Annotated in this window: 23 protein-coding genes; 10 read left to right on the top strand and 13 right to left on the bottom strand. The window is 36.4% G+C overall.

The window, feature by feature from the left end; all coding sequences use genetic code 11:
- Positions 1-72: 72 nt before the first annotated feature.
- The 4 genes from ACFOW1_RS07805 to ACFOW1_RS07790 form a co-directional block, all read right to left on the bottom strand.
- A complete protein-coding gene (locus ACFOW1_RS07805) occupies positions 73-459 on the bottom strand; it encodes an MGMT family protein (RefSeq protein ID WP_379013388.1) in 387 nt (128 codons plus the stop codon).
- Complete coding sequence (locus ACFOW1_RS07800; protein WP_379013387.1) at positions 434-649, bottom strand: DUF5522 domain-containing protein; 216 nt, start codon at positions 647-649, stop codon at positions 434-436. The genes ACFOW1_RS07805 and ACFOW1_RS07800 overlap by 26 nt, the downstream gene beginning before the upstream one ends.
- Entirely contained in the window at positions 630-1,334 is a 705-nt protein-coding gene (trmB, locus tag ACFOW1_RS07795; RefSeq protein ID WP_379013386.1) for a tRNA (guanosine(46)-N7)-methyltransferase TrmB, read from the bottom strand. Before trmB ends, ACFOW1_RS07800 begins: the two co-directional genes overlap by 20 nt.
- A gap of 91 nt (positions 1,335-1,425) precedes the next feature.
- Positions 1,426-1,950 carry a hypothetical protein gene (locus tag ACFOW1_RS07790; RefSeq protein WP_379013384.1) on the bottom strand — a complete coding sequence of 175 codons (525 nt, stop codon included), beginning with the start codon at positions 1,948-1,950 and terminating at the stop codon, positions 1,426-1,428.
- Between the two features lie 646 nt (positions 1,951-2,596).
- On the opposite strand from ACFOW1_RS07790, the gene ACFOW1_RS07785 reads away from it, so the two are divergent.
- Positions 2,597-3,067, top strand: a complete 471-nt coding sequence (locus ACFOW1_RS07785; RefSeq protein ID WP_379013383.1) for an Lrp/AsnC ligand binding domain-containing protein — start codon at positions 2,597-2,599, stop codon at positions 3,065-3,067.
- Between the two features lie 67 nt (positions 3,068-3,134).
- A complete protein-coding gene (locus tag ACFOW1_RS07780) occupies positions 3,135-3,578 on the top strand; it encodes a hypothetical protein (protein WP_379013382.1) in 444 nt (147 codons plus the stop codon).
- A 57-nt stretch (positions 3,579-3,635) separates the two neighbouring features.
- Here ACFOW1_RS07780 and pgl read toward each other — a convergent pair whose 3' ends face one another.
- Positions 3,636-4,355 (bottom strand): 6-phosphogluconolactonase, encoded by a 720-nt coding sequence (gene pgl, locus ACFOW1_RS07775; protein ID WP_379013381.1) that lies wholly within the window; start codon positions 4,353-4,355, stop codon positions 3,636-3,638.
- A gap of 306 nt (positions 4,356-4,661) precedes the next feature.
- Here pgl and ubiE point away from each other — a divergent pair, with 306 nt between their 5' ends.
- The 5 genes from ubiE to ACFOW1_RS07750 all read left to right on the top strand — a co-directional run bounded on the left by ubiE (position 4,662) and on the right by ACFOW1_RS07750 (position 11,043).
- Positions 4,662-5,405 (top strand): bifunctional demethylmenaquinone methyltransferase/2-methoxy-6-polyprenyl-1,4-benzoquinol methylase UbiE, encoded by a 744-nt coding sequence (gene ubiE / locus ACFOW1_RS07770; RefSeq protein ID WP_379013380.1) that lies wholly within the window; start codon positions 4,662-4,664, stop codon positions 5,403-5,405.
- Between the two features lie 11 nt (positions 5,406-5,416).
- Complete coding sequence (gene porT, locus ACFOW1_RS07765) at positions 5,417-6,106, top strand: type IX secretion/gliding motility protein PorT/SprT (RefSeq protein WP_379013379.1); 690 nt, start codon at positions 5,417-5,419, stop codon at positions 6,104-6,106.
- Positions 6,107-6,185: 79 nt separating this feature from the next.
- The gene (gene lnt, locus ACFOW1_RS07760; RefSeq protein WP_379013378.1) at positions 6,186-7,781 is read left to right on the top strand and encodes an apolipoprotein N-acyltransferase; all 1,596 of its coding nucleotides are present in this window, start codon (positions 6,186-6,188) and stop codon (positions 7,779-7,781) included.
- 9 nt (positions 7,782-7,790) lie between these two features.
- Positions 7,791-8,609 (top strand): alpha/beta fold hydrolase, encoded by an 819-nt coding sequence (locus tag ACFOW1_RS07755; RefSeq protein WP_379013377.1) that lies wholly within the window; start codon positions 7,791-7,793, stop codon positions 8,607-8,609.
- Positions 8,610-8,640: 31 nt separating this feature from the next.
- Positions 8,641-11,043: a T9SS type B sorting domain-containing protein gene (locus tag ACFOW1_RS07750; protein ID WP_379013376.1), complete on the top strand. Its 2,403-nt coding sequence runs from the start codon at positions 8,641-8,643 to the stop codon at positions 11,041-11,043.
- A gap of 5 nt (positions 11,044-11,048) precedes the next feature.
- Here the strand turns inward: ACFOW1_RS07750 and yiaA are convergent, their stop codons facing one another.
- The 3 genes from yiaA to ACFOW1_RS07735 form a co-directional block, all read right to left on the bottom strand.
- Positions 11,049-11,453, bottom strand: a complete 405-nt coding sequence (yiaA, locus tag ACFOW1_RS07745) for an inner membrane protein YiaA (protein WP_379013375.1) — start codon at positions 11,451-11,453, stop codon at positions 11,049-11,051.
- Between the two features lie 169 nt (positions 11,454-11,622).
- Complete coding sequence (locus ACFOW1_RS07740) at positions 11,623-12,972, bottom strand: M20/M25/M40 family metallo-hydrolase (RefSeq protein WP_379013374.1); 1,350 nt, start codon at positions 12,970-12,972, stop codon at positions 11,623-11,625.
- A 138-nt stretch (positions 12,973-13,110) separates the two neighbouring features.
- Positions 13,111-14,145, bottom strand: coding sequence for a DUF3089 domain-containing protein (locus tag ACFOW1_RS07735; RefSeq protein ID WP_379013373.1), 1,035 nt, complete (start codon positions 14,143-14,145; stop codon positions 13,111-13,113).
- Between the two features lie 138 nt (positions 14,146-14,283).
- On the opposite strand from ACFOW1_RS07735, the gene ACFOW1_RS07730 reads away from it, so the two are divergent.
- A complete protein-coding gene (locus tag ACFOW1_RS07730; RefSeq protein WP_379013372.1) occupies positions 14,284-15,228 on the top strand; it encodes an isopenicillin N synthase family dioxygenase in 945 nt (314 codons plus the stop codon).
- A 537-nt stretch (positions 15,229-15,765) separates the two neighbouring features.
- Here ACFOW1_RS07730 and ACFOW1_RS07725 read toward each other — a convergent pair.
- Entirely contained in the window at positions 15,766-16,794 is a 1,029-nt protein-coding gene (locus tag ACFOW1_RS07725; RefSeq protein ID WP_379013371.1) for a quinone-dependent dihydroorotate dehydrogenase, read from the bottom strand.
- Between the two features lie 43 nt (positions 16,795-16,837).
- The gene (locus ACFOW1_RS07720) at positions 16,838-17,581 is read right to left on the bottom strand and encodes an NUDIX hydrolase (protein WP_379013370.1); all 744 of its coding nucleotides are present in this window, start codon (positions 17,579-17,581) and stop codon (positions 16,838-16,840) included.
- 143 nt (positions 17,582-17,724) lie between these two features.
- Here ACFOW1_RS07720 and ligA point away from each other — a divergent pair, with 143 nt between their 5' ends.
- A complete protein-coding gene (ligA, locus tag ACFOW1_RS07715) occupies positions 17,725-19,839 on the top strand; it encodes an NAD-dependent DNA ligase LigA (RefSeq protein WP_379013369.1) in 2,115 nt (704 codons plus the stop codon).
- A gap of 68 nt (positions 19,840-19,907) precedes the next feature.
- Here ligA and ACFOW1_RS07710 read toward each other — a convergent pair whose 3' ends face one another.
- Entirely contained in the window at positions 19,908-20,495 is a 588-nt protein-coding gene (locus ACFOW1_RS07710; protein WP_379013368.1) for a YceI family protein, read from the bottom strand.
- A gap of 158 nt (positions 20,496-20,653) precedes the next feature.
- On the opposite strand from ACFOW1_RS07710, the gene ACFOW1_RS07705 reads away from it, so the two are divergent.
- Positions 20,654-21,322, top strand: coding sequence for a DUF2461 domain-containing protein (locus tag ACFOW1_RS07705; RefSeq protein WP_379013367.1), 669 nt, complete (start codon positions 20,654-20,656; stop codon positions 21,320-21,322).
- 1 nt (position 21,323) lies between these two features.
- Here ACFOW1_RS07705 and ACFOW1_RS07700 read toward each other — a convergent pair whose 3' ends face one another.
- Both ACFOW1_RS07700 and ACFOW1_RS07695 read right to left on the bottom strand, forming a co-directional pair.
- A complete protein-coding gene (locus ACFOW1_RS07700) occupies positions 21,324-22,175 on the bottom strand; it encodes an NAD(P)H-hydrate dehydratase (protein WP_379013366.1) in 852 nt (283 codons plus the stop codon).
- 227 nt (positions 22,176-22,402) lie between these two features.
- On the bottom strand, positions 22,403-23,392 hold the full coding sequence (locus tag ACFOW1_RS07695) for an aspartate-semialdehyde dehydrogenase (protein WP_379013365.1): 990 nt from the start codon (positions 23,390-23,392) through the stop codon (positions 22,403-22,405).
- Between the last annotated feature and the right edge of the window lie 24 nt (positions 23,393-23,416).

Below are 23,416 nucleotides of genomic sequence, written 5' to 3'. Positions count from 1 at the left end.
CTTTTGGAAATTTTGCCTTGTAAATTGTTTTGAGTACCAAAATTGGTAACAGCATTTTTAAATAAGCAACAATTACAAACTAAGTTCTACCGCAGGGTCCCAGAATTTTTTATCAAAGTCTACAATGGTGTCGTTTTCTACGATAATTTTTTCTTTGGCTAGTAGTTCTTCCATAAGGGTGGGTGGCACAAAATGGGCTTTGCCGCTCAGCATACCATTGCGGTTAACCACGCGGTGGGCGGGTACTTTAGGCGTAATATTAAAGGAGGCATTCATGGCCCAGCCTACCATGCGAGCGCTAGACTTGGCACCCAAAAAAGCTGCAATAGCGCCATAGCTAGTAACGCGGCCTTTGGGTATTTGGCGCACCACATCGTACACTTGCTCAAAAAAGCTAGTGTCGCTTTTGCCGCTTGGTAATACTTTAGGCAAGCTATTTTGTGGCTTCGCTTTGGGCATGTTGCTTGGCTGGTTGATTGTCTAACAATTGACTGCGTTTGGGTTCTGGTACACAATCGTAGTTGTAAGGGCAGTGTCTGCAGCCGTAGCCACAACAATGACCTTTTTCAAGATGGTAATGTTCGGTAAGCACCATGTATCCTTGCTCGTCGTAGTAAAAATCAATATTTTCAACTAGTGGCTGGCTCATGTATTAATTGCTTTAATATCTCGTCTTTAGCTAATGGTAGCGGTTTATTGATTTTGAATTTTAGATAATGTACGCGTTTGCTTTGCGCAATATCTAAGCTTTCGTAATACGTTTTTATGTGTAGCTCGGGCGCAATATTGGGTTGCTTGTAAGCGTCATCATAATCTACCAACAATTCTAGTTCGAATAAGTTGATGACTGTTTTAGTAAAATGGTATAAATCGGGGCTATCGGTTTTTAGGTTAATGGTACCATCGTTGCTTAGCATTTGCTGGTAAAGGCGTAAAAATTTAGGGTGCGTTAAGCGTTTCTTCGCTTTAGATAAGCGCAATTGTGGGTCTGGAAACGTAATCCAGATATCAGCCACTTCGTTTGCTGCAAAGTAGTTGGTAATTTTATCAATCTCGGTGCGTAAAAATGCCACATTGTGCAAGCCTTCTTCAATGGCCGTTTTAGCGCCACGCCAAATGCGGTTGCCCTTAATGTCTATACCAATGGTGTTAATGTTCGCATGCATTCTACTAAGCCCTATAGCATATTCGCCTTTGCCACAAGCAAGTTCAAGGGTAATGGGATTGGTATTTTTGAAAAATGTATGCCAATTGCCAGACATGTTTTCTGGATATTCTAACACATTGTTGAAGCCTTTAATGGCTTCGAACCGAATTAATTTTTTGTGCGACATTATTTGCAGATTGAAGTGGGCAAATATAGCCTAGAGAAAGTATTACAATGCGAAATAAAAAAGCCTTCAAACAAGGCTGAAGGCTATATAATTATTGTAATTGTTTGGTGTTGAAATAGGCCAATACTTTTTCGTAATCTTGATTACCTATTAGGGTTAATTCTCTATTTGGGATGCGTAGGTTAGGGTTTGGGTGGTGTATTTTTTCAATTTTGGTTGCTATAAGTACATTACCAGAATTAGGAAATTTTGCATCTTGTATACCAAGGTAATTGAATGCTTCAATATGTACTTTGTCTATCTTGAAATTGTTTTTACTAGCAAATTGCATGTCCTTGCTAAAAATTTGTTTCTTCTCAAAGCTTTTGAGGATTTCTTTATTGATATAAGAATATGGGTTATTGGCTGCGCCTCTGTTTTGTGCCATAGGAATATCTGCAAATAAGCTACCAAGGCGGGTAGTGCTTTCCGTTTTGAGTTTGGTATTTACTTCAATACCTACCACAATATCATTAGCAGTGAGTACTAGGTACACACTTTTGTTTAAAAAGCCATGTTTTTGATAAGCAATAAAATGGTTGGTATCTGTTAGTCTAAGATCCTGTAATAATAGCATTCAGTAAAGAATTGTGTGGGATTAGCATTTACGGATTTCCAGAGGAAATGGATTATATTGTAACAAAATACAAAGAAAAGCGTATATTTTTAATTACAATGACTTGTTGAAGTATTTTTAGTAATGTAATATATAATGTGTAACGTTATTTTTAAGATTGTAACGTCATTGTGGTATTATATGGTGACTTTTGTGGGGTACATAATTTATTAATTTGCATGCATAAGTATTAAAAAAGCCTCTGAAATCTTTTCAGAGGCTTTTGCTGTAGGGGAAGGGATCGAACCTCCACGAGGCAGTTAGCCGTAGCACAAAGTTGAGTGGTCTACCCTGGTCGAACAAGTATTACTACCAGTTCGGCTCTATGCTAAGTTTATTCTGAGCTCCTCACCCCCGAGACAAGAGGGCATGTCTGCCAAAAATTTCATCACCCCACAGTGAAAATGCCGTTTAAAATGTTTTAGGTACTTGATTTTCAAAAAAAGTACCTATTTTGTTGAATTATTTTAAACGTCTAAAGAACTTTAATGATGCAATATTAAAGTATTGCCAATAATCTTACAAATATTTCAAACTTAATTTTCAAAATTTAGATTTTATTCAAATTTCGTTTCTTTTAGTTGAAAATATCTAAAAATAACACCCAATGCAAAATAAACTACATCTTGATAAGTTAGATTATCAAATAATTCAGGAAATGATGGTTAATGCAGAAGTATCATATGCAGACCTTGGAAAAAAATTGTTTGTTTCTGGCGGAACGATACATGTAAGGATTAAAAAGCTTGAAGATTCTGGCATTGTTCAAGGCAGAAGACTAGCAGTAGATTTAAAAGCACTAGGCTATGATGTGGTAGCTTTTATCGGCATTTACCTAGAGAAAAGTTCAATGTATGATGCCGTAGCTAAAGAGTTGAAAAAAATACCGCAAGTGGTACGCGTAAATTATACAACGGGTAATTATGGCATGTTTATCGAAATTGTATGTAAAGATATACAGCAATTACGCTATGTGCTTCATGATGAGTTACAAAAAATCAAAGGCATCGATAGAACAGAAACTATCATCTCTTTAGAAGAAAGTTTTAGCAGAAACGTTATTATCGCCACTGATTAACTTAAACAACCCGTAGCGTTTTAATTTGCGTATTTGTAAAACCATTATTTTTAACAAAATTATTGTTATGCTCCGGTTGTTTTCTAAGTGGTTATTGCCAATATGTACATTGATAATATTAGCTACTAGCTTGAGTAGTTGCAGTAAAGGTGGTGGTGACACACCAACACCGCCTACTCCTCCCGTGGAGGCCGATTTAGTGGTAACAACTACGCCTACTGTTGGCTCAAACCAAGCACCTGCAGCATTAGGTACTGGCTTACCTGTTACGGTAACAATTGGCTCTACCATGCCTAGCGGTGGTGTGAAAATAGATGTAACTGCTAAGTTAGAAACCGGCACTACCAATTTTTTCACTGGTGGAACAGCTAAGTCTACCACAGCTTCAAATAATTTTACAGTTACAGGTGTACCTACAGGCGGTCAAGCATGTGTGTGTACTGTAACGGTAACTTCACTGTCGAAATCTACAAATATCTGGACAGGTAGTTTTAGATTTGCAAGTAAGTAACTTTATTTTTCAGACATAAAAAAGCCTCAGCAGTACCAAACAGTTGAGGCTTTTTATTTATAATAATGTAGCGGCTTCTTCATCTATAAACCAATGCAAATTGCCATTCAATGGTTTTATACATTGCGAAGGATAAAAATCTGGTCGATAATCACCCTGCAATACTTCTTTTAATGCAGGCGCTTTGCTTTTACCAGAAACTAAAAAGCAGACAGCCGAAGCCTTATTTGTAATAGGTGCAGTAATTGTAATGCGATACATTTTTTGTGGCTCTAAATAAAATGAGGTGGCTAGTTTCGACGTTTCGTGTATTACAGCCGTACCAGGAAATAGCGATAATGTGTGTCCATCATCACCCATCCCAAGCATTACCAAGTCGAAGCTATGTTGCTTCCCATCAAAGTATTCATGTAATAATTGATCGTATCTTCTTGCAGCAATTTCTGCTGTATAGATAGTTTCTATAACATGAATTTGGTTGGCAGGGATTGGCACTTTTGTAAGTAATAAATCAAATGCGTGTTTTGCATTGTTTTTGTCATCTTCAAAAGGCACATCTCGTTCGTCGCCCCAGAATATATGTAATTTTTTCCAATCTATTTTAGAGGCATAAGCTTCTGATGCTAATGTTTTAAATAAATCAGTGGGCGTGCTGCCGCCCGATAAGGCAATGGTATAACGTGTTTGGTGGGCTAATACTTTAGCGATATCTGCAATAAGCCAATCGGCAAATTGGGTAACTAGTTCGTTTTTTGACGCTGATTTGTGTAAAAACATGGCAAATAATTTTCTTGGATTAACTTAGGATAATGTCTCTCATTATTAAAGAAATTCTATCAATAACGTTTAAGAGGCGTAAAAGTAATGAGACACCACTAAATAGACTAAAAAAATTAAAAAAAGCTTAAAAAATACTTAGCGCCTGATAATCAGTATCAATTCATTCTTTTGAATAATATATTTATCGTAAGTATAGTATTTAATTTTAAACAAAGCCCATATAAATCTGTAAAATAAACAGCTAATTATCATTTTAACTTTAACTGTTTCGGGTAAATACCTAATTACAATATCTTCGCAATAATGGAAAAATATGCACATGACAGTGTGGTGCCTCAAAAAGACAGCAGCTTGAGCAAAAAAGAGCAAGTGGCTGACATGTTTGATAACATCGCCTTTAGATATGATTTTTTGAACAGATTTTTAAGTGCAGGTATAGATATCACTTGGCGAAAAAAAGCTATTAAACAATTATCTAGCCTGCAACCAAAAAAAATACTAGATGTTGCTACAGGTACAGCCGATGTTGCATTAATGACTCACGACATTTTGAAGCCGAACAATATTATTGGTATCGATATTAGTGAAGGCATGTTAAATCTTGGTAGAGAAAAGATTGCTGCAAAAGGCTTGCAAAATGTGATTCAATTATATCAAGGTGATAGCGAAAATATTGACTTTGAAGACAATAGTTTTGATGCAATTACCGTTGCTTTTGGTGTCAGAAACTTTCAAAATTTGTTAAAAGGGTTGCAAGAAATGAAACGCGTGTTGCAACCTGGCGGGAAATTGGTAGTTTTAGAGTTCTCTAAACCGAAAAATAGTGTGTTTAAGCAATTTTATAATTTATATATGAATGTAATTGCGCCTTCTTTTGGTAAATTATTTGCCAAAAATAAAGACGCCTATCAATATTTGAACGATAGTGTTCAAGCCTTTCCTGAAGGTCAAACTTTTTTAAATATTATGCATGAAGCAGGCTTTACCCAAACGTATTTAAAATCACTTAGTTTAGGCATATGCACTATATATTGCGGGGTCAAATAACAAGGGTAATATTGCTTGTATTGTTTGTCATTAATGGCTTTCGGGCACGAGCACAGCGAGAAATTAATCGTCCATATCACGATGATTTACTGTATTACTTTGGTATTACTTTAGGTTACAATTCTACATTTTTACATCCTACAAAGTCTAGTAAATTTTTACAAGACGATAGCATTCTTGTGGCTCAGCCAGGCTCTAGTGGCGGTATTACCTTGGGGCTACTTGGTACAGCTAGACTTAGTGATAGATTTCAACTTCGAATTAACCCACAATTGATTATTGGCGGCGCAAAATATTTTTCATACACCTTAGGTAGTCGCTTGCCCAACGAGGCAGAATTTCAAAAAAAGATATTGCCTTCGACACTTGTAAGCTTACCTATACACTTTAAATTTAATTCAGATAGAATTGATAATTTTAGAGTTTATTTACTGGGAGGTGTGCGGTTTGACAAAGATTTAAGTAGCAATTCTACTGCAAGAAATGCCGAAGATTTGATAAAGCTTAAGAGTAACGATTTTGCACTTGAGGGGGGCATTGGTTGTAATCTATTTTTAAAATTTGTTACTATTTCGCCAGAAATTAAGTTTACGTATGGGCTTTCCGACATTCATTTGAGGGATCCAACCTTAAAGTATTCAAGCGTATTTGATAAAATTCAATCTCGTATGATTTCTTTTTCTATTCATTTTGAAGATTAATGTTATAGGCATTTTAAGCTTTTGCAACACCCTATTTTGTAAGCGAAATCATCCTAACTTTCACACCAAATTATATGCTGTGAAGCGTTTTCAACTTTTTGGATTAAGTATTTTATCAGGAATATTGTTATTTGCTGCTTGGCCCGTTTCGCCATTAACATTTGCTGTTTTTTTGGGCTTCGTGCCCCTTTTATTTGTAGCTGATGCTATCGTTAAAAAGAATGTGTTTTTTTGTTTCTCATTTTTAGCTTTATGTATTTGGAATACGTCAACTACTTGGTGGATTTGGAACTCTACCGATGTTGGTTCTATTGCGGCTATTATTGCAAATAGTGTATTGATGTGCTTGCCTTGGTGGGGCTATTTTACCTTTAAAAAGATTTATGGCAAACGTAGTGGCTATATAGCTTTGGTAGCTTTTTGGATGTTATTTGAATACATCCATCTTAATTGGCAATTAAGCTGGCCATGGTTAACATTGGGTAACGTCTTTGCATCGCATCCAAGTTGGGTACAATGGTATGAGTATACTGGTGTAAGTGGTGGAACTTTGTGGATCTTGATAGTAAATATTGCACTGAAAGAAATGATTCTAAAGTTTCAAGTTTCAGGTTTCAAGTTTCAAGAAAAGGCTAATGGTAAAAGCATTGGCATTTTCATTGCTCTCATCAGCATCCCATTTATTTTTTCAGCCATCATATCTCAGCGCTTTAAAATCATCCATCCAATCAACAGTTCAGATGTTGTCATCATTCAACCAAATATTGATCCTTACCAAAAATTTAATAGCAATTCAATAGCACAGCAAGTTCAAATATTAGTGCGCTTGTCTGAGCAAAATATGGATTCATCAACTAAACTTATTATATGGCCAGAAACTGCTATGAGTGCTCAAGAGGAGCAAGGTCATGTGGCAGAGAGTGACATTTACAAACCAGTATTTAATTTTATTAATCAGCATCCAAATATTACCATCATTTCTGGCATTGAAACCTATAAAATGTATGGCTCTGAAAAATATACAGCCACTTCAAGACTTGCAGGCAATGGTAATTACTATGATGTGTTCAATGCAGCTGTGGCTATTAAAGCCAATCAACCAATACAGTTTTACAATAAAAGTAAGTTGGTGCCAGGTGTAGAAAGTTTGCCTACTTTTTTAAACTTTCTAGGCCCCATTTTTGAAAAGTTTGGTGGTAGCACTGGTGGTTATGGCAAAAGTGATAGCTCTAAAGTCTTTACTGAAAATGGCAACCCTTATGTTGCTGCACCCGTTATTTGTTACGAAAGTATTTATGGTGAATATGTGGCTAGTTATGTGCAACGTGGTGCTAATATGATTGCCATTATTACAAATGATGGCTGGTGGGGTAATACGCCAGGTCATAAACAGCATTTGCAATATGCAAGACTAAGAGCTATTGAAACAAGACGATGGGTAGCGAGAAGTGCTAATACAGGAATTAGTGCCGTAATAAATGATAGAGGAGATATTTTAACAACCCAACCTTGGAATAAAGAAGCGGCTTTAAAATACAATATACCCACTTCAACAACAGAAACCGTATATGTTGCTTATGGCGATTATTTGTACAAATTAGCGACTGTTTTTGCAGCGCTATTATTGGGTTGGCACATAGCCAAATTATTAATAAATAGGTTTGTAAAAAAGTAAAGAAAGGGCATGCGAGATTTTTTTGAGTATGATGATTTGCATATTGCTTATGCCCAGAAGGGTAGCGGTAATGTGGTGGTATTAATACATGGTTTTGGTGAAGATAGCAATGTATGGCAGGATGTTGCAGACGTTTTAAAAGGCAATTTTAAAGTAATATTGATTGATTTACCTGGTTCTGGGCAATCTGTTGTGCCTACAAATATTTTACGCAAAGAGAACCTTAGTCGCATTGATTATTACGCAACTCTTATACACGGTTTGTTACAGCATTTGAAAATTGATAGTTGTGTAATGTTAGGGCATAGTATGGGCGGTTATATCACTTTGTCTTTTGTAGAAAAATATGGTCATTTATTAAAAGGCTATGGTTTGGTACATTCTACTGCCTATGCCGATAGTGATGAAAAGAAAGCGAACAGGCAGCGAGGTATTGAAATGATGGATACATATGGTAGTTATGCTTTTTTAAAAACAACTATTCCTAATTTGTTCTCAAGCGAATTTAAACAAACGAAAAGTGAAGTCATTGATGCACTGATATATGCAGGTAAAAACTTTGAAGTGGTTGCTTTGCAAAATTATTATCGAGCCATGATGAACAGATTAGATAAAACGGCTGTTTTAGTAAGCAGCAATGTGCCTGTATTGTTCATCATAGGAACTGACGATGTGGCGATACCTCTAAAAGATAGTTTAGAACAAACGCACATGCCAAATTGTACGTATATTCATGTGTTGGAAAATGGTGGCCATATGAATATGATTGAAAATCCCAATATGATAGCTGGTTTTATTCATGTGTTTTTAAAAGATAGTTTTCTGTAGCCATCCACCAATTTGCAAGTATCAACAAAAGATGTTTAAAAAATGGACACCATATATTGCTTTTTTTGCCGTTTTGTTTAGCGGGCAGGTGGCATATGGGCAATGTCCCGCTAATTTTAATTTTAGTGATAAAACCTTGAACAATTGGTTTGCGTACACAGGTACTTTCGCAGCTGGTTCAAACAGAAATATTGCATTTCAACAAAATTATGATGCTACACTGCCTTATCCGCAAGGCACAATGGGTGCGGTAAGTATTGCAGAATTTGGTACTTCAGTACCTGGTATTCAAGTTAATACATCTAATGCAACTGACGTATTTGGTGGCTTTTCTATCATACCAAATATTAATGGTTATCAGTATAGCTATTCAATACTCTTAGGATCCACAAATGTAAACTCCGATCCTGGCGGTTATGTGCGGGGTATAGGTTATGTAGTTGATGTGCCCGCTGGTACTGGACCTTATACCATGACTTATGCCTATGCCATGGTTTTGGAAAACGGTAGTCATGCGTCTATTCAGCAACCACTTGCTTCCGCAACATTAATGACCAACGATAGCGTCATCACTTGTGCTTCTCCAAAATATTTTCTTCCTACTATTGCTGGTGCACTTGATGTAGCTACCGCAACAAAAAATGGTTTTAGATTAAGTAACGTACCTACACCAAACAGTGTAAGAGCAAATGAAACGCCTTATCGTGTGTGGACAAAAGATTGGACCGAAGTAACATTTGATTTAGAACAATATAGAGGCCAAAAAGTAACGCTCACGTTTACAGCTGAAAACTGCGTGCCTAAAGGGCATTTTGCATATGCTTATATTGCATTACGCAACGACTGTAACGGTTTAATGATAAGTGGTCCTAAAACCCCTTGTGTTAATGGCTCTACTACTTATTCCATACCTGAGCTTACTGGCGCTACGTATCAGTGGACAGTGCCAAACGGATGGAAAATTACTTCTGACTCTAATTCAAATATTATTACCGTAATTCCTGGTTCTCAAAGCGGTGCTATAAGCGCACATGAGCAAAATAGCTGTGCTAATCTTGAAGCAACTATTCAAGTAACCACTTCACCACCAACAATTGCAGGTAATCTTAGTGGTGGTAACATTGTTTGTGCTGGTGCTAATACAAGTGCTATTACATTATCTGGCAATACTGGCAATGTGTTAAAATGGCTATCCTCCACTGATGGTGTTGCTTGGACAGATATTGCTAATACAACTAATACTTATCTTGCCCAAAATTTAAACACGACTACTCAATTCGTCGCATTGGTACAAAATGGTCCTTCTTGTAGTATTGATAGCGCAAAAGGTGCTACGGTGGTGGTAGATACTAAAAGTTTAGGCGGTACTTTAACACCTAATGATTTGCAAATTTGCCAAGACCAAAATAAGGATGCCGTTTTAAAATTAGTTGACCATAATGGTGCTATCATAAACTGGCAGTTATCGTCTGATGCCATTAATTGGACCAACTTTGCGCCTGCTAAAACCGATACTTTCTATAATATAACAGGCGTACTAGCGCCCACTAAGTTTAGAGTAATTGTAAAAAATGGGGTTTGTGATGCCGATACTAGTACCATATCTAATGTTGGTATTTTTAATGAACGTTTTCCTAGTGCTACCGTAAGCCCTAGCGACACTACTATTTGTTTTGGTACGAGTAGTAATTTAAGGGCAAATATTACAATAGGTACAAATTATACTTGGAGCAATTTATCTAGCATTTACAATGCAGGTGATGGACAAATTAATAATTTGCCTTTTAATATCAATGCTAAAGCTGCACCACCTAGATCTACTGCCTATATATTAAGCATCAAGAATGGTAATTGCCCTAATTTACTTATAGATACATTTTATATTAATGTAATTCCACCTGTAATTGTTAATGCGGGTAGAGATACTATGGTGGTACTTAATCAACCATTACAATTGAAAGCTTCTACAAGTTTCATAGATAGTATTAATTTAAGCTATTTGTGGCAGCCAGCTAATTATTTAAACAATTCTGCCATCATCAACCCTATAGCAACAGTTACAAATGCAGTAAATACTATTGTATACACTGTAAAAGCTACCACGCCAGAAGGCTGTACAGGTGAAGATGCTGTAAGGGTAACTGTATTTAAAACCCAGCCTGACTTCTTTATACCTACAGGTTTTACACCCAATGGCGATGGCAAAAATGATATGCTAAAACCTATCGCAGTTGGTATTTCTAGCATTCAATTTTTTAATGTGTATAACCGTTATGGGCAATTATTATTCACCACAAAAGAGTTTGGCAAAGGCTGGGATGGTACGTATAATGGTACAGCCCAACCGTCAGGTACCTACATTTTTGTTGCTCAGGGTATTGATTATACCGGTAAAATAGTTGCGAAAAGAGGTACAAGCGTTTTAATTCGCTGATATGTTTATTTATTATTTTCCTTATCAGCTGCTAGACTATCCCTTGTGTTTTTCTGTACAGTAATGGCACCAAATAAGCTTAGCAAAAATGCAAATGCGTAGAACCCTTTTTCGCTGGGTAATATAGTTGCGTTCCATAAACCTACTGCTAATAATACAATAGATAAAATAGTACTAAACCAACAGATGCCATAGTATATATCCGTTACTGGCAAACTTTCTAAGCGGTCTCTCACGCTTTTTTGTAGCGATATCACCGCAAAAAGCCCAAACATAATAACTGTAAAATAATAACCTTTCTCGTTTAATTGCATATCAGCACGCCAAAGGCCTACAATATAGCCTACAAAGCCTACCCCTAAAGCTACCCAAGATGCCCCTATAAAAGCAGTTGATGGTTTTTGAATCATTGTTGTTTTTATTTATGTTTATGATAAAGGTTGATTTGTATGTTAATAGTACTAATGTAATACATATTTGAATACAGATATTATCTTTTTCAATCTTTATAAAATTAGTACATAAAAAAGGGTTTATCAAACGAGATAAACCCTAAAATTTAGAATAAAAAAATATTATTTATCTGCCTACACCTGGTACAACTGGCAAGCTCTCGTTGCCGTCATTACCTACGCTTTGTACTGCAAAAAAGTAGTTGTCTTTACTATAGGGCAGTTTGAATTCAAGTTCGGTTGTAAAAAATTTCTTTTGCCATACTGCACTGGTTGTTTCGCGCATTAGTATATAATAGCCTTTCGCTATACCAGTTTTTGGTTGCTTCCAGTACAAATAACTGTAATTGGTTAATTTTTTCACATCAATTTTTACTTCCTCTGGCATTGCTGGCGCTTTAGCTAGGTTGGCCAAATTAGATAAATTAATAGCCGTATTTTTACGCAGATATTCAAAGTCCATAAATTCTGGTAAATCGCCATATTGAATACCTTTTTCTAAACGTACATCTTGGTGTTGATGGTAATAGTTTTCATTCATTTCTGTAAAGCGTACAGCCGCATAGCCATTTTCCACATAAGGTGTATGGTCGCCACCACGTAAAAATCGGTCATTTCTGTACACCATCATTACTTCTATATTTTCTACATAACGCTCACCTACTTCTTTTATGTATCGGGCTAATTGTCTGGCTTTGCCATCATTCTCTAAACCAAGCTGGCGAATATTTCTAGCAATTCTGCCTGTATCTAACACAGATAAGCCTTCGCTAAAAACACGAATGCGTGTGTTATCGATAATATTGGTTTCGCTTGTATTATTACTACCCATAATGTCATTATTTAATACGGCTTCAATATTGACATTAGCAGCTTTCATTTTGTTAGCCATATAAGCTGCACCCAATAAACCTTGTTCTTCGCCACTGACTGTTATAAAAATTATCGTGGCTGGAAAACTGTGCTTACTCATAATTCTTGCACATTCAATTACGGCAGCACTACCGCTACCATCATCGTTTGCACCAGGTGCGTCGTTCACTCTATCCATGACGTTGGTGCGCATATTGTCTAAATGGCCACTTATAAGAAAGATGCGTTTATCATTAGGATCTGTGCCTTTTAGCGTAGCCACAACATTACCTAAAATAATGTTGCTATCTACACGTTTGCCATCTGCTTTGTAGTTGGTAGTATCTATTACGGCTGTTAATCTACCATTACTTTGCTTCGCAAATTCATTAAATTTATTCAGCACCCATACTCTTGCAGCACCAATGCCCCGCTTAGGATTTGTTTGTGTACTTAAAGTGTTACGTGTACCAAAAGCTACCATTTGTTTAATGTAAGATTGTAGCGAATCTGCCGATACTTCTTTTACCATTTTGTCAATCTCAATATCTCTATTGATGATGGTTTGTGCAGAAAGAATACTAGTAAAGCCAAGGGCTATAGCCAAAAGAAATTGTTTACGCATAGTTATTTGGTTAAGGTTTGAAGATAAGACAGCTAATTATTGACTTTAATTTTTTTGGATGAAAGGAAAGTAATATTCTCTACTAAAAAGTTAGGAACACACTATTTATAAAGACCTTATTGTTTCTGCGGCAAGCGACTAATGCTTGAAAAAAGCTTTAATCCGCTCATTTGCATTTTCTCTTATATTAATGTAATACAAGTTGTAATCTGCTATGTGATAATTTTTACTGGTATAGAAAATATTACCAAAAAAATGTGGCTTTCGAGTCCAAAGAATATTGCCAGTAATATTGGCATCTGCAACTTTGGGTACTAGTTTATTAAAGTTGAGTAATATAGAACCTTTGTTGATAGCCCTAGATGCCAAAGGTTTTGCGCTATCCCATGTTAAAGGATTGGTTACAATTACTGGCGTCTCTTTGGCAACATAATTTGGCTGATAACCATCTTTGAAAGTACGCCAACTGCACACACAGCCAGTTTGCGTAGGTGTTTCGCAAGGTTTAATATTTGTGAGCCAATTGGTTTCTACAGGTATGCCTACTAAATAAGCAGCTACTAGTTTATTTTTTAATGCGGTGGTATCAAAAAATTCTTTTAATAATCGTTTGGCATGGGTAGTACCTTGGCTATGTGAAGCGATGATAATTGGCCTACCATTATTGAAGTGCTCTAAGTAGTAATTAAATGCTGTTTTGATATCTTGATAAGCGAGTTCAAAAGCAGCGATCGCTTCTGTTGTATCTGTATTTGTTATGGGGTAATAAGCTTGGATATTAGCTTGGCGATATCTCGGGGCAAAAATTCTACCCGCTTGATTAAAAACACTAGCTTGATACAAGATAGTTGAATAATCAGTTTTAGCATTTAAGTCAGCGTTATCTACAGGCGCATTGTTCCCAAATTCTTTGTTTGCAGACGTATAAGTTGTTGGATGAATAAAGAACACATCTACGGAGCTATCAACAGTACTAATAGCTACCAAAGGCTTAGGTATACTGTCGCTTGGGTCATGCTTATAAGGGTGTGCAGCCCAAAAGTTCAACTGACTATAATCTGGTTTGCCATTGATAGCCTTAAATTGATAATTGCTGGCAAAACGGTGGTATTTATTGGCGCAGCCAACTAAAAAAAATAGGGTTAAGTAAAAATAGATATGATGGTACTTCATGGTTTAAAAATATCGATTTGTTGTTTGAATAGTGACAATGAAGATAATAGTAGACTGCATGTAAATGTCATTGCTATCATTTTTAATCATTTCATCAGTAATATTTTTTGTAATTTTAGCCATTAAATTAAGGAGATTATGTCAATACCAGTAGTTGATTTGTCAGATTTTATGAGTGGTGAGCAACAGAAAAAAGAAGCCTTTGTACAGCAGTTAGGGCAGGCTTATGAAACGGTTGGTTTTGTGGCAGTAAAAAATCATGGTATACCTGACCATTTAATTGGTGAATTGTACGAGTATGTGCAGCAGTTTTTTTCTTTACCGTTAGATAAAAAGTTGGCTTACGAAATACCCAATTTAGCTGGCCAGAGAGGTTATACAAGCTTTGGTAGAGAGCATGCCAAAGGCTCTGAAGCGCCAGATTTGAAAGAGTTTTTTCAGTTTGGGCAGATGGTAACCGATACAGACGCAATTAAAGAAGCGTACCCTGATAATGTACAGGTGAAAGAGATACTAACATTTAATCCTACGCTAGAAGAAGCATACAGAAATTATGAGAAAAGTGGGAAGGCTTTGTTACAAGCTATTGCTTTGTACCTTGGTTTAGATGAACACTATTTTGATAGCCATATTTATAACGGTAATTCAATACTACGTTGCATTCATTACCCACCTATTACGGTAGAACCAAAGAGTGCAATAAGAGCTGAACAACATGAAGATATCAACCTTATTACCTTGCTCGTAGGTGCTTCTGCCGATGGTTTGGAAATTTTAACTAAGCAAGGCGAGTGGGTAGCGGTAACATCGCTGCCAGAGCAGATCGTAGTAAATGTTGGTGATATGCTGCAACGTCTTACCAACAATAAATTAAAGAGTACCACACACCGTGTTGTTAATCCCAAAAAAGAATATTGGCATACCTCTCGTTTCTCGATGCCATTCTTCTTGCATCCACGAAGTGAAATGAGTTTGGCTTGTTTAGAAAGTTGTATAGATGACAACCACCCAAAAGCTTATGAAGATACAACTGCGGGTGAATATTTAGATGAACGCTTAAGAGAGATAGGGTTGAAGAAATAGGAATAAATAAAGTCGATGATGATGTTAGGAAACAGCGCAACATGTTTCTTTTTTTGTTGATTTATCCTAAGCAATTTGATGCTCATTCTAGTTATATCATCTGTTGTATAAAAAGTAGAAGGTCAACAAGACTGCTGACCCTCTTAGTTACTAACCCATTAAATTCTACTGCTAAAATACAAAAATGGGTGAGATTGGCAAATTATTTTTTGGTCCTTTAGCAACGAGTTATCACCAAACAATATAAATTTATTTATATGTTTTATCTCGAAATAATCAATCTTAATAAACAATCAAACAGGGTATTTTAGCGCTTTTAAGCACTTTCTGTAGAAATTGTTATTTGGAAAAGGTGTTATGTTGCTGAATAATTATATCGATTTAGAAATAAGTCTAAAATATATTTTAAAAAGTATGCGATGAGTTTTCATGGAATAACAACTTTATCATGTGCAAATATCTTGCTTGTGCAAAAATTGTTTTATAACGTTTCACGTAAGAGCATCGTTTCTTTTTTAAAATACGTTAATCCATATTTTATAAATTAGCGCAAATCTTCTTTACAATCCCAAGACCTTCGTATACAAAGCCCGTCCATACTTGTAATAAGCTTGCGCCTGCGGCAAGTTTCTTTTTTGCATCCGTTCCAGTAAATATACCACCACTGGCAATTATTGGTATTTTACCATTGGTTTGTTTGTGTAAATAGCTAACAACTTCTGTACTTCTTTGCGTTATGGGTTTGCCGCTTAAGCCACCTGCACCAATATTCTGTATATCGTTTGTTGAGGTCATTAAATGCGCTCTACTAATGGTGGTGTTGGTAGCCACCAAACCTGCTAGATTAACTTCAAAAGCAAGCGCAACGATATCATCCAATTGTTCGATGGTTAAATCGGGTGCAATTTTTAATAATAAGGGCTTAGGTTTTGCTTTACCCTGATTGATATTCTGAAGCTGGGATAATATTTTTTGTAAGGAAGCTTTTTCTTGTAATTCGCGCAAGCCAGGCGTGTTTGGGCTACTCACATTAACCACAAAATAATCTGCGTAATCAAATAATTCGGTAAAGCAAATCTCATAATCTTTCCAAGCGTCTTCATTGGCAGTCACTTTATTTTTACCAATATTGCCTCCAATTATCAATTTCGATGCTCGTTCATTCCAATTGCCCAATCTTCTTTTTACAACATCTACACCATCATTATTAAAGCCCATTCTATTAATAAGTGCTTTATCTTTTGGCAGGCGAAATAATCTGGGTTTATCATTGCCAGCTTGTGCTTTAGGCGTTACAGTACCTATTTCTACAAAGCCAAAACCAAGCGCTTCTAGTTCATTTAGGTATAAAGCATTTTTATCAAAGCCAGCCCCTAAACCTATTGGGTTATTAAAAGTTAAACCAAATACTTCTTTTTTTAAATCCGAATTTTTTGGCGTAAAACTGGCGCTAATTAGCTGCTTGCCAATTCTAGTACTACACACAAGTTTCAGTTGATGCATGCTAAAATGGTGCACGTCTTCGGGATCGAACTTGAATAAAATATCTCTTATTAAAGAATACAATTGAATAGAAATTAGAGATTAGAAATTAGCAATGGTCACTGGTTTAAAAATCAATACCAATCCATTTGCGGTTACTTTTTTCATACTTGTCAAAGTCAAATTTATACAACTTGCCAGGTCTGTGTGGTACATCGGCTTCCATTTCTCCTACATCTATTAGCAAATCCATAGAGGCAAATTTCTTTCTAAAATTGCGCCTATCTAATTTGGTATTTAAGATGGCTTCGTACAAGTTTTGTAATTCTCTTAATGAAAATTTATCCGGCAATAAATTAAAACCTAATGGATGTTCTTGAATACGCTTTTGTAACCATTTATAGCATTCGTCTAATATTTCTTTGTGGTCAAAGGATAATTCTGTAATGCTTTGAAAACTATGCCAGTGTAATTCGTGGTCGGTAATTTTTAGTTGGTGATGATTGATATTAAGCAAGGAGCAATAGGCTACTGTAAGCACTCTACCACCTGGGTGACGATGGATGCCACCAAAGGTTTTAACTTGGTCTAAATACACATCGTCCATGCCTGTTCTTTCCTTTAAAATTCTGTAAGCAGCTTCATCCAAGTTTTCATGGGGCAACATCAATTCACCTAATAAGCTCCACATGCCTTTAAAATATTCCAAATCGGCTCTAATTAGCAATACTTTTAATTCGTTTTCATCAAAACCAAATATTACACAGTCAACCGATACAGGTACGCTGTCGTACGTTTCTACAAGCGCCTGTGCGTTCTTCAATAATTCTTCTTTCGATTTTAGATGTTGGTTGGTATTCGTTTTTTTCATGCAGAAAATTCAACAGACATTTAATGATGGACAGGGTTTTGATTGCCGTAAAAATAAGTAGCTTTTAGTAAACTATTCAGAAAGCTTTATATAAAATATGTGATAAGCTTTGCTACAATTATCTTTATGTTTTATTTGCAACTATGTACAGCAATACTGACGTTATCAATTATCAAGCAAGCACACAGCAATTCTTGCAAATGCTTACCAATACTGAAGCCGTATTACCTAAAGTAGATGAATTACGTAATGTGCTCCGTTTTCATGAATACCGTTATTATGTACTTAGCGAGCCGCTTATTGGCGACTATGCGTACGATCAATTGTACAAGCTATTAGAGGCTTTAGAAAAAGCGCATCCAGAAATAATTACGAAAGATTCTCCAACGCAAAGGGTAGGTACAAGCTTAAACAGTGGTTTTGAAACTGTACAACATTTAGTGCCAATGCTCAGCCTTGATAACAGTTATAACGCTGATGATTTACTTGATTGGGATAGAAAAGTGAAAGAATTGGCGGGTTTAGATAATATTGAGTACTGTGTAGAGCCAAAGTTTGATGGGGCGAGCATTTCGTTGATATATGAGCATGACATGCTAGTACGTGCTGCCACCCGTGGTGATGGTGTGGCTGGCGATGATATAACGAATAATATCAAGCAAATTCGTTCGATTCCTTTATCGGCTAATTTCTCGCAATTTGGTATTCAACAAATAGAAATTAGAGGCGAAGTAGTAATGACAAAAGCAGCTTTTGATACCTACAACGAAGGATTAGTGGCGCAAGGTTTAAGCCCTTTAGCCAACCCTCGTAATGCCGCTAGCGGTAGCTTACGCATGAAAGACCCGAAAGAAGTGGCAAGGAGAAATTTAGAAGCGTTTTTGTATCATGTTAGCTTCGTAAACCGAGAATCGACTGTTGCAGTTACAACCGATTCACCACTCACAACCCACTCTAGTTCATTACAACTACTTTGGAATTTGGGTTTTCGTTCGCCCCAAAAAGAAAAGAAAGTAGTACAAGGCATTGCAGCTGTGATACAATATGTAAACGAGTTTGAAGCTTTAAGAGATACTTTGCCTTACGAGATAGATGGTATGGTAATTAAGGTTAATAATTTTGCCCTGCAAGATAAATTGGGCATGACAACCCACCATCCGCGTTGGGCCATTGCCTTTAAGTTTAAAGCTCGGCAAGCCACTACAAAGTTGCGTGCAATTGAGTTTCAGGTAGGTAGAACGGGTGCTGTTACCCCTGTTGCTAAGTTAGAGCCCGTACAAGTAGGTGGTGTAACAGTAAGTAGTATTTCGGTGCATAACGAAGAGTATATTAAAGAAAAAGATTTACAGATAAATGATACGGTTGTAATAGAACGTGCTGGCGATGTGATACCGCAAATTGTAAAAAGCTTACCCGAGTTGCGTGATGGTTCTCAAGCGTCTATTGTATTTGTAAAAGAATGTCCATCATGTAAACAACCATTAATTAAAGATGAGGCAGAAGCAGTGTGGCGCTGTGTAAATATTAATTGTACAGAACAGTTAATGCTTGCAATTATCCATTTTGTAAGTAAAGATGCCATGGACATCAAAAGCTTTGGCGAAGCTAATGTGAGACGCTTTTATGAAATGGGCTTACTGACAGATATACCTAGCGTTTACACACTTGATTTTGAAAAATTGGCTAACCAAAAGGGGATTGGCGCTAAAAGTATTGATAACTTAAAAACTGCTATAGAAGCATCAAAAACGCAGCCTTTGTATCGGTTAATTTATGGCTTAGGTATTCGTTTTGTGGGTGAAACAACGGCTAAAGTATTGGCCAATTATGTGAGTAATATTTTTGAATTTGCCACAAAAACAGAAGAAGATTTACAACAGTTAGATGATGTAGGTATCAAAGTTGCAAAGAGTATTTTTGAATACTTTAGTAATGATAAAAATATTGCCATGCTTAGGCAATTAGAAGTACTTGGTTTACAACTTGTAAATACTAAAAAAGATGCTGTTATAGAAGGTGGTTTAGCAGGGCAAACCTTTCTATTTACAGGTACGCTTAATAAGTTAAAACGCAGCGAAGCCGAGGCTTTGGCCGAACAGCAAGGTGGTAAAATAGTGAGCGGCGTAAGTAGTAAACTCAACTATTTAGTAGTTGGTGAAGATGCTGGTAGTAAACTAGAAAAAGCAAAGAAAATTAATACTATAAAAATAATTAGTGAGGATGAATTTTTAATATTAGTTAATAATATACAAATATAAATTTTATAAAATAACTATTTATTAAGTTTTTAATCTGCTAGTGTTTCATAATTTAATTGATAGGTTGCCTATTTCATCACTACAGTGAAGCTTAAAACAACATCTTTACCAGTTTTAATGGTTCCAAATAAGGCCGTAGGGGGTTCTATACCATAATCTAGCATATTGATTTTTTTAGTTCCTGTAACGGTGATGGTTTTGTCTGTATTTATTGTATAGAAAACAAGAAGTTCTGTTTCTGTACTTTTACCAGCAATTGTCAGTGTGCCTAGGCATTTAATGGTATTATTAGCAATTGTGGCAGCCTTTAAAACAAAGCTAATATTGGGGTAGGTATCTTTCTTCAATGCTTTGTAAATATTTTTCTCCATTCCGCTATGTTCGCCTTTTAAAGTAATAACTGGCGTGGAAAAATTGAGCGCAGACAACGCCGTAATAGTGCCAGCAGGGCCGGTAATAATAGTGGCAGACACAGCGGCGGTAGCTGATTTTACATCCCAATTATGCAAATTAGAATTACCAGATACTTTGATACTAATACTGCTGGCAGTATAATTTGTTTGTGCGTTTGCTTTACTCACAGAGAACAATACTAATAACATGCCTAGTAATCCTATGGTGTAAGGCCATCTTTTGATTAAACGTATTTTTTTCATAAATTCTCTATTTGTTTCAAGATGTAACATCACGCCAACTAGTTTGTTTTGTTGTTAACTTACAATTGCCGGTTGCTTGTTGCTTATTACGCCAATAACTAACTTTTTGTAGCCTTTTGTGTTATTATTGTTCTTGCATACACACAATGTACTAGATTATGATTCAAAAAACCACTCTACAGTTTTTAAAAGACTTAAAACTTAATAACCATAAAGATTGGTTTGATGCCAATAGAAAAACATATGAAGCTGCAAAAGCCGATTATTTGCAATTAGTTAGTCATGTTTTAAAAGGTCTAGTAGCTAATGACGAAACCCTAGCATTGTTACAACCTAAAGATTGTACGTTTCGAATTAATAGAGATGTGCGTTTTAGTAAAAATAAAGATCCTTATAAAACCAATATGGGCGCAGGTTTTAGCAAAGGAGGTAAAAAAATGCAATTAGCAGGGTATTATTTTCATTGCGAACCCGGCTCAAGTTTTATCGCTGGCGGCATATGGATGCCAATGGCACCTGAACTTAAAAAAGTGCGTCAAGAAATAGATTATTGCTTCAATGAATTTAAAGAGATTGTTACCAGTAAAACATTTGTAAATACTTTTGGTGCTTTGGAACAAGGCGAAGATGTATTATTGAAGCGTGCGCCAAAAGGTTATGAAGAAGACAATCCTGCTATAGACTTTCTAAAGCTTAAAAGTTTTATTGCCTCTACGCCCATTGGCGATGAAGACTTAACTAGCCCAAAATTAGTTCAAACCATTGTAGACGCTTGTGCTAAATTACAGCCACTTGTTCATTTTATAAATAGAGGGATAGAAGGGTAGGCTAGCTTCTTAAATACAAATATGCTTTCCCAATATGTGCTATCAAGTCGGTTGGTAGCACACTTTCCATAGCCTCATTTGTAAGCATTAAATCACCTGCCAAACCATGCAAATACACGCCAAGTATCGCTGTATGTTCCAATGTATATCGCTGTGCTAATAAAGCCGTGATGATGCCAGTTAATACATCACCGCTGCCACCTTTGGCCATACCTGCATTACCTGTAGTATTATACCAAGCTTTGCCATGTTGCGCTATTAGCGTGTGATGGCCTTTCAACACTATTACAAAAGGGTATTTTGTAGAGGCTTCAATAGCTGTTAACCATCGTTCCGCATCGTTATGGTGGTTACCGAATAATCTATCGAATTCAATGGCGTGTGGTGTTATAATAGCATTTGATGGAATATGTTCTAATAAATGATTAGCTGCAATGATATTGAGTGCATCCGCATCTAATACCAATGGTTGTGTGGCATTGTTTAATACCTTATTTACCAATTTTGAACTAATAGTATCAGTTCCTAAGCCTGGACCAATGCCTATGGCAGTATATTTCTCATATGCTATTTCGGCGTTTCTGGCTACGCACATTGCTTCTGGTATCGCTACTTGAACAATAGTAAAAGTGTCTGCCAAAGCTTGAACCGTTACCAATCCTGCACCACTACGCAAGCAAGCTTTGGCTGCCAACAATGCCGCACCCATTTTACCAGTATTACCTGCGATTAATAAGGCATGACCAAAGTTGCCTTTGTGTGCAAATGTATCTCTTGGTTGTACCAAACGGGCAATAAATGCATGCGTTAATGCTGTGGCTTTTTGTAATGGCAATGTATTAGCTGCTAACATGGTCGCATAAAGGTAGTGTAAGTTAAAGGAGATATGTAGGTTATATACGCTAGTAATTCTTATCGTCGCTTCTAGCGTCGCATGAGTATATCAATTAACTTGAGGAGACTTTTATCGGAATCAATATAGACTAGTTAATAGTATATTATATTTTAGTTTTTTTTATAAATAAAAACGTCGATAGCAAATTTACTACCGACGTTTATTATTCACTATAAAAAAACATCCTATAATAAGCCTTTAGTAGTTAAATACTCAGCAATTTGCACTGCGTTGGTAGCAGCACCTTTACGTAAGTTATCACTCACAATCCACATATTTAGTGTTTTTGGTTGGCTTTCATCTCTACGCAAGCGGCCTACAAATACTTCATCTTTTTCGTGTGCCCACAATGGCATTGGATAAAATTGTGCTGCATCATCTTGTTGCAATACCACGCCTGTTGCTGTGCTTAACAATGCTTTTACTTCTTCAAGCTCAAACTCGTTTTCAAACTCTACATTCACGCTTTCGCTGTGGCCACCTATTACAGGAATACGTACTGTAGTAGCGGTTACTTTAATGTTGTCGTCCTGCATTATTTTACAAGTTTCTTTCACCATTTTCATTTCCTCTTTGGTGTAGCCATTTTCTAAGAAAACATCAATTTGTGGTATCACGTTCAAGTCTATTTGATACTTATAAGCCATAGAACCTTCAACACCTTTGCGCTCATTAAACAATTGGTCTACGGCAGCTTTACCAGTACCAGTAACACTTTGATAAGTACTCACTACCACACGTTTAATATTGTATTTTTTGTGCAAGGGTTGCAGCGCCACCACCATTTGAATAGTGCTACAGTTAGGGTTGGCAATAATTTTATCTTCAGCAGTTAATACGTCAGAATTTACTTCTGGTACTACCAATTTTTTAGTGGGATCCATTCGCCATGCGCTACTATTGTCAATTACTGTGATGCCAGCAGCAGCATATTGTGGCGCCCATTCTAAACTCGTACCACCACCAGCAGAAAATATAGCAACAGCTGGCTTTGCAGCAATACCGTCGGCCATGCTTACCACCTTGTATTTATTGCCTTTAAATTCTACTTCTTTACCTACAGAACGTTCAGATGCAACTGGTACTAACTCCGTTACTGGAAAATTTCTTTCTGCTAAAACCTGCAACATTTTGGTACCTACCAAGCCTGTGGCACCAACTACTGCTACTTTCATTTTGTTTTGTTTTTTTGTTATTAA

The sequence above is a fragment of the Parasediminibacterium paludis genome (genome assembly GCF_042651445.1).
GTDB classification, from domain to species: Bacteria; Bacteroidota; Bacteroidia; order Chitinophagales; family Chitinophagaceae; genus Parasediminibacterium; species Parasediminibacterium paludis.
Note: the sequence above shows the minus strand (reverse complement) of the source record. Positions and strands in the feature narration are given on the sequence as shown.

Bases quoted from the DNA above. Each gene is read 5' to 3' on its own strand.
- ACFOW1_RS07800 (WP_379013387.1), bottom strand. From the start codon at position 649: ATGAGCCAGCCACTAGTTGAAAATATTGATTTTTACTACGACGAGCAA.
- ligA (WP_379013369.1), top strand. From the start codon at position 17,725: ATGTACAGCAATACTGACGTTATCAATTATCAAGCAAGCACACAGCAA.
- ubiE (WP_379013380.1), top strand. From the start codon at position 4,662: ATGGAAAAATATGCACATGACAGTGTGGTGCCTCAAAAAGACAGCAGC.
- pgl (WP_379013381.1), bottom strand. From the start codon at position 4,355: ATGTTTTTACACAAATCAGCGTCAAAAAACGAACTAGTTACCCAATTT.
- ACFOW1_RS07785 (WP_379013383.1), top strand. From the start codon at position 2,597: ATGCAAAATAAACTACATCTTGATAAGTTAGATTATCAAATAATTCAG.
- ACFOW1_RS07750 (WP_379013376.1), top strand. From the start codon at position 8,641: ATGTTTAAAAAATGGACACCATATATTGCTTTTTTTGCCGTTTTGTTT.
- ACFOW1_RS07735 (WP_379013373.1), bottom strand. From the start codon at position 14,145: ATGAAGTACCATCATATCTATTTTTACTTAACCCTATTTTTTTTAGTT.
- ACFOW1_RS07730 (WP_379013372.1), top strand. From the start codon at position 14,284: ATGTCAATACCAGTAGTTGATTTGTCAGATTTTATGAGTGGTGAGCAA.
- yiaA (WP_379013375.1), bottom strand. From the start codon at position 11,453: ATGATTCAAAAACCATCAACTGCTTTTATAGGGGCATCTTGGGTAGCT.
- ACFOW1_RS07695 (WP_379013365.1), bottom strand. From the start codon at position 23,392: ATGAAAGTAGCAGTAGTTGGTGCCACAGGCTTGGTAGGTACCAAAATG.
- ACFOW1_RS07710 (WP_379013368.1), bottom strand. From the start codon at position 20,495: ATGAAAAAAATACGTTTAATCAAAAGATGGCCTTACACCATAGGATTA.
- ACFOW1_RS07780 (WP_379013382.1), top strand. From the start codon at position 3,135: ATGCTCCGGTTGTTTTCTAAGTGGTTATTGCCAATATGTACATTGATA.
- ACFOW1_RS07705 (WP_379013367.1), top strand. From the start codon at position 20,654: ATGATTCAAAAAACCACTCTACAGTTTTTAAAAGACTTAAAACTTAAT.
- ACFOW1_RS07740 (WP_379013374.1), bottom strand. From the start codon at position 12,972: ATGCGTAAACAATTTCTTTTGGCTATAGCCCTTGGCTTTACTAGTATT.
- ACFOW1_RS07755 (WP_379013377.1), top strand. From the start codon at position 7,791: ATGCGAGATTTTTTTGAGTATGATGATTTGCATATTGCTTATGCCCAG.
- ACFOW1_RS07720 (WP_379013370.1), bottom strand. From the start codon at position 17,581: ATGAAAAAAACGAATACCAACCAACATCTAAAATCGAAAGAAGAATTA.
- ACFOW1_RS07700 (WP_379013366.1), bottom strand. From the start codon at position 22,175: ATGTTAGCAGCTAATACATTGCCATTACAAAAAGCCACAGCATTAACG.
- ACFOW1_RS07790 (WP_379013384.1), bottom strand. From the start codon at position 1,950: ATGCTATTATTACAGGATCTTAGACTAACAGATACCAACCATTTTATT.
- ACFOW1_RS07805 (WP_379013388.1), bottom strand. From the start codon at position 459: ATGCCCAAAGCGAAGCCACAAAATAGCTTGCCTAAAGTATTACCAAGC.
- trmB (WP_379013386.1), bottom strand. From the start codon at position 1,334: ATGTCGCACAAAAAATTAATTCGGTTCGAAGCCATTAAAGGCTTCAAC.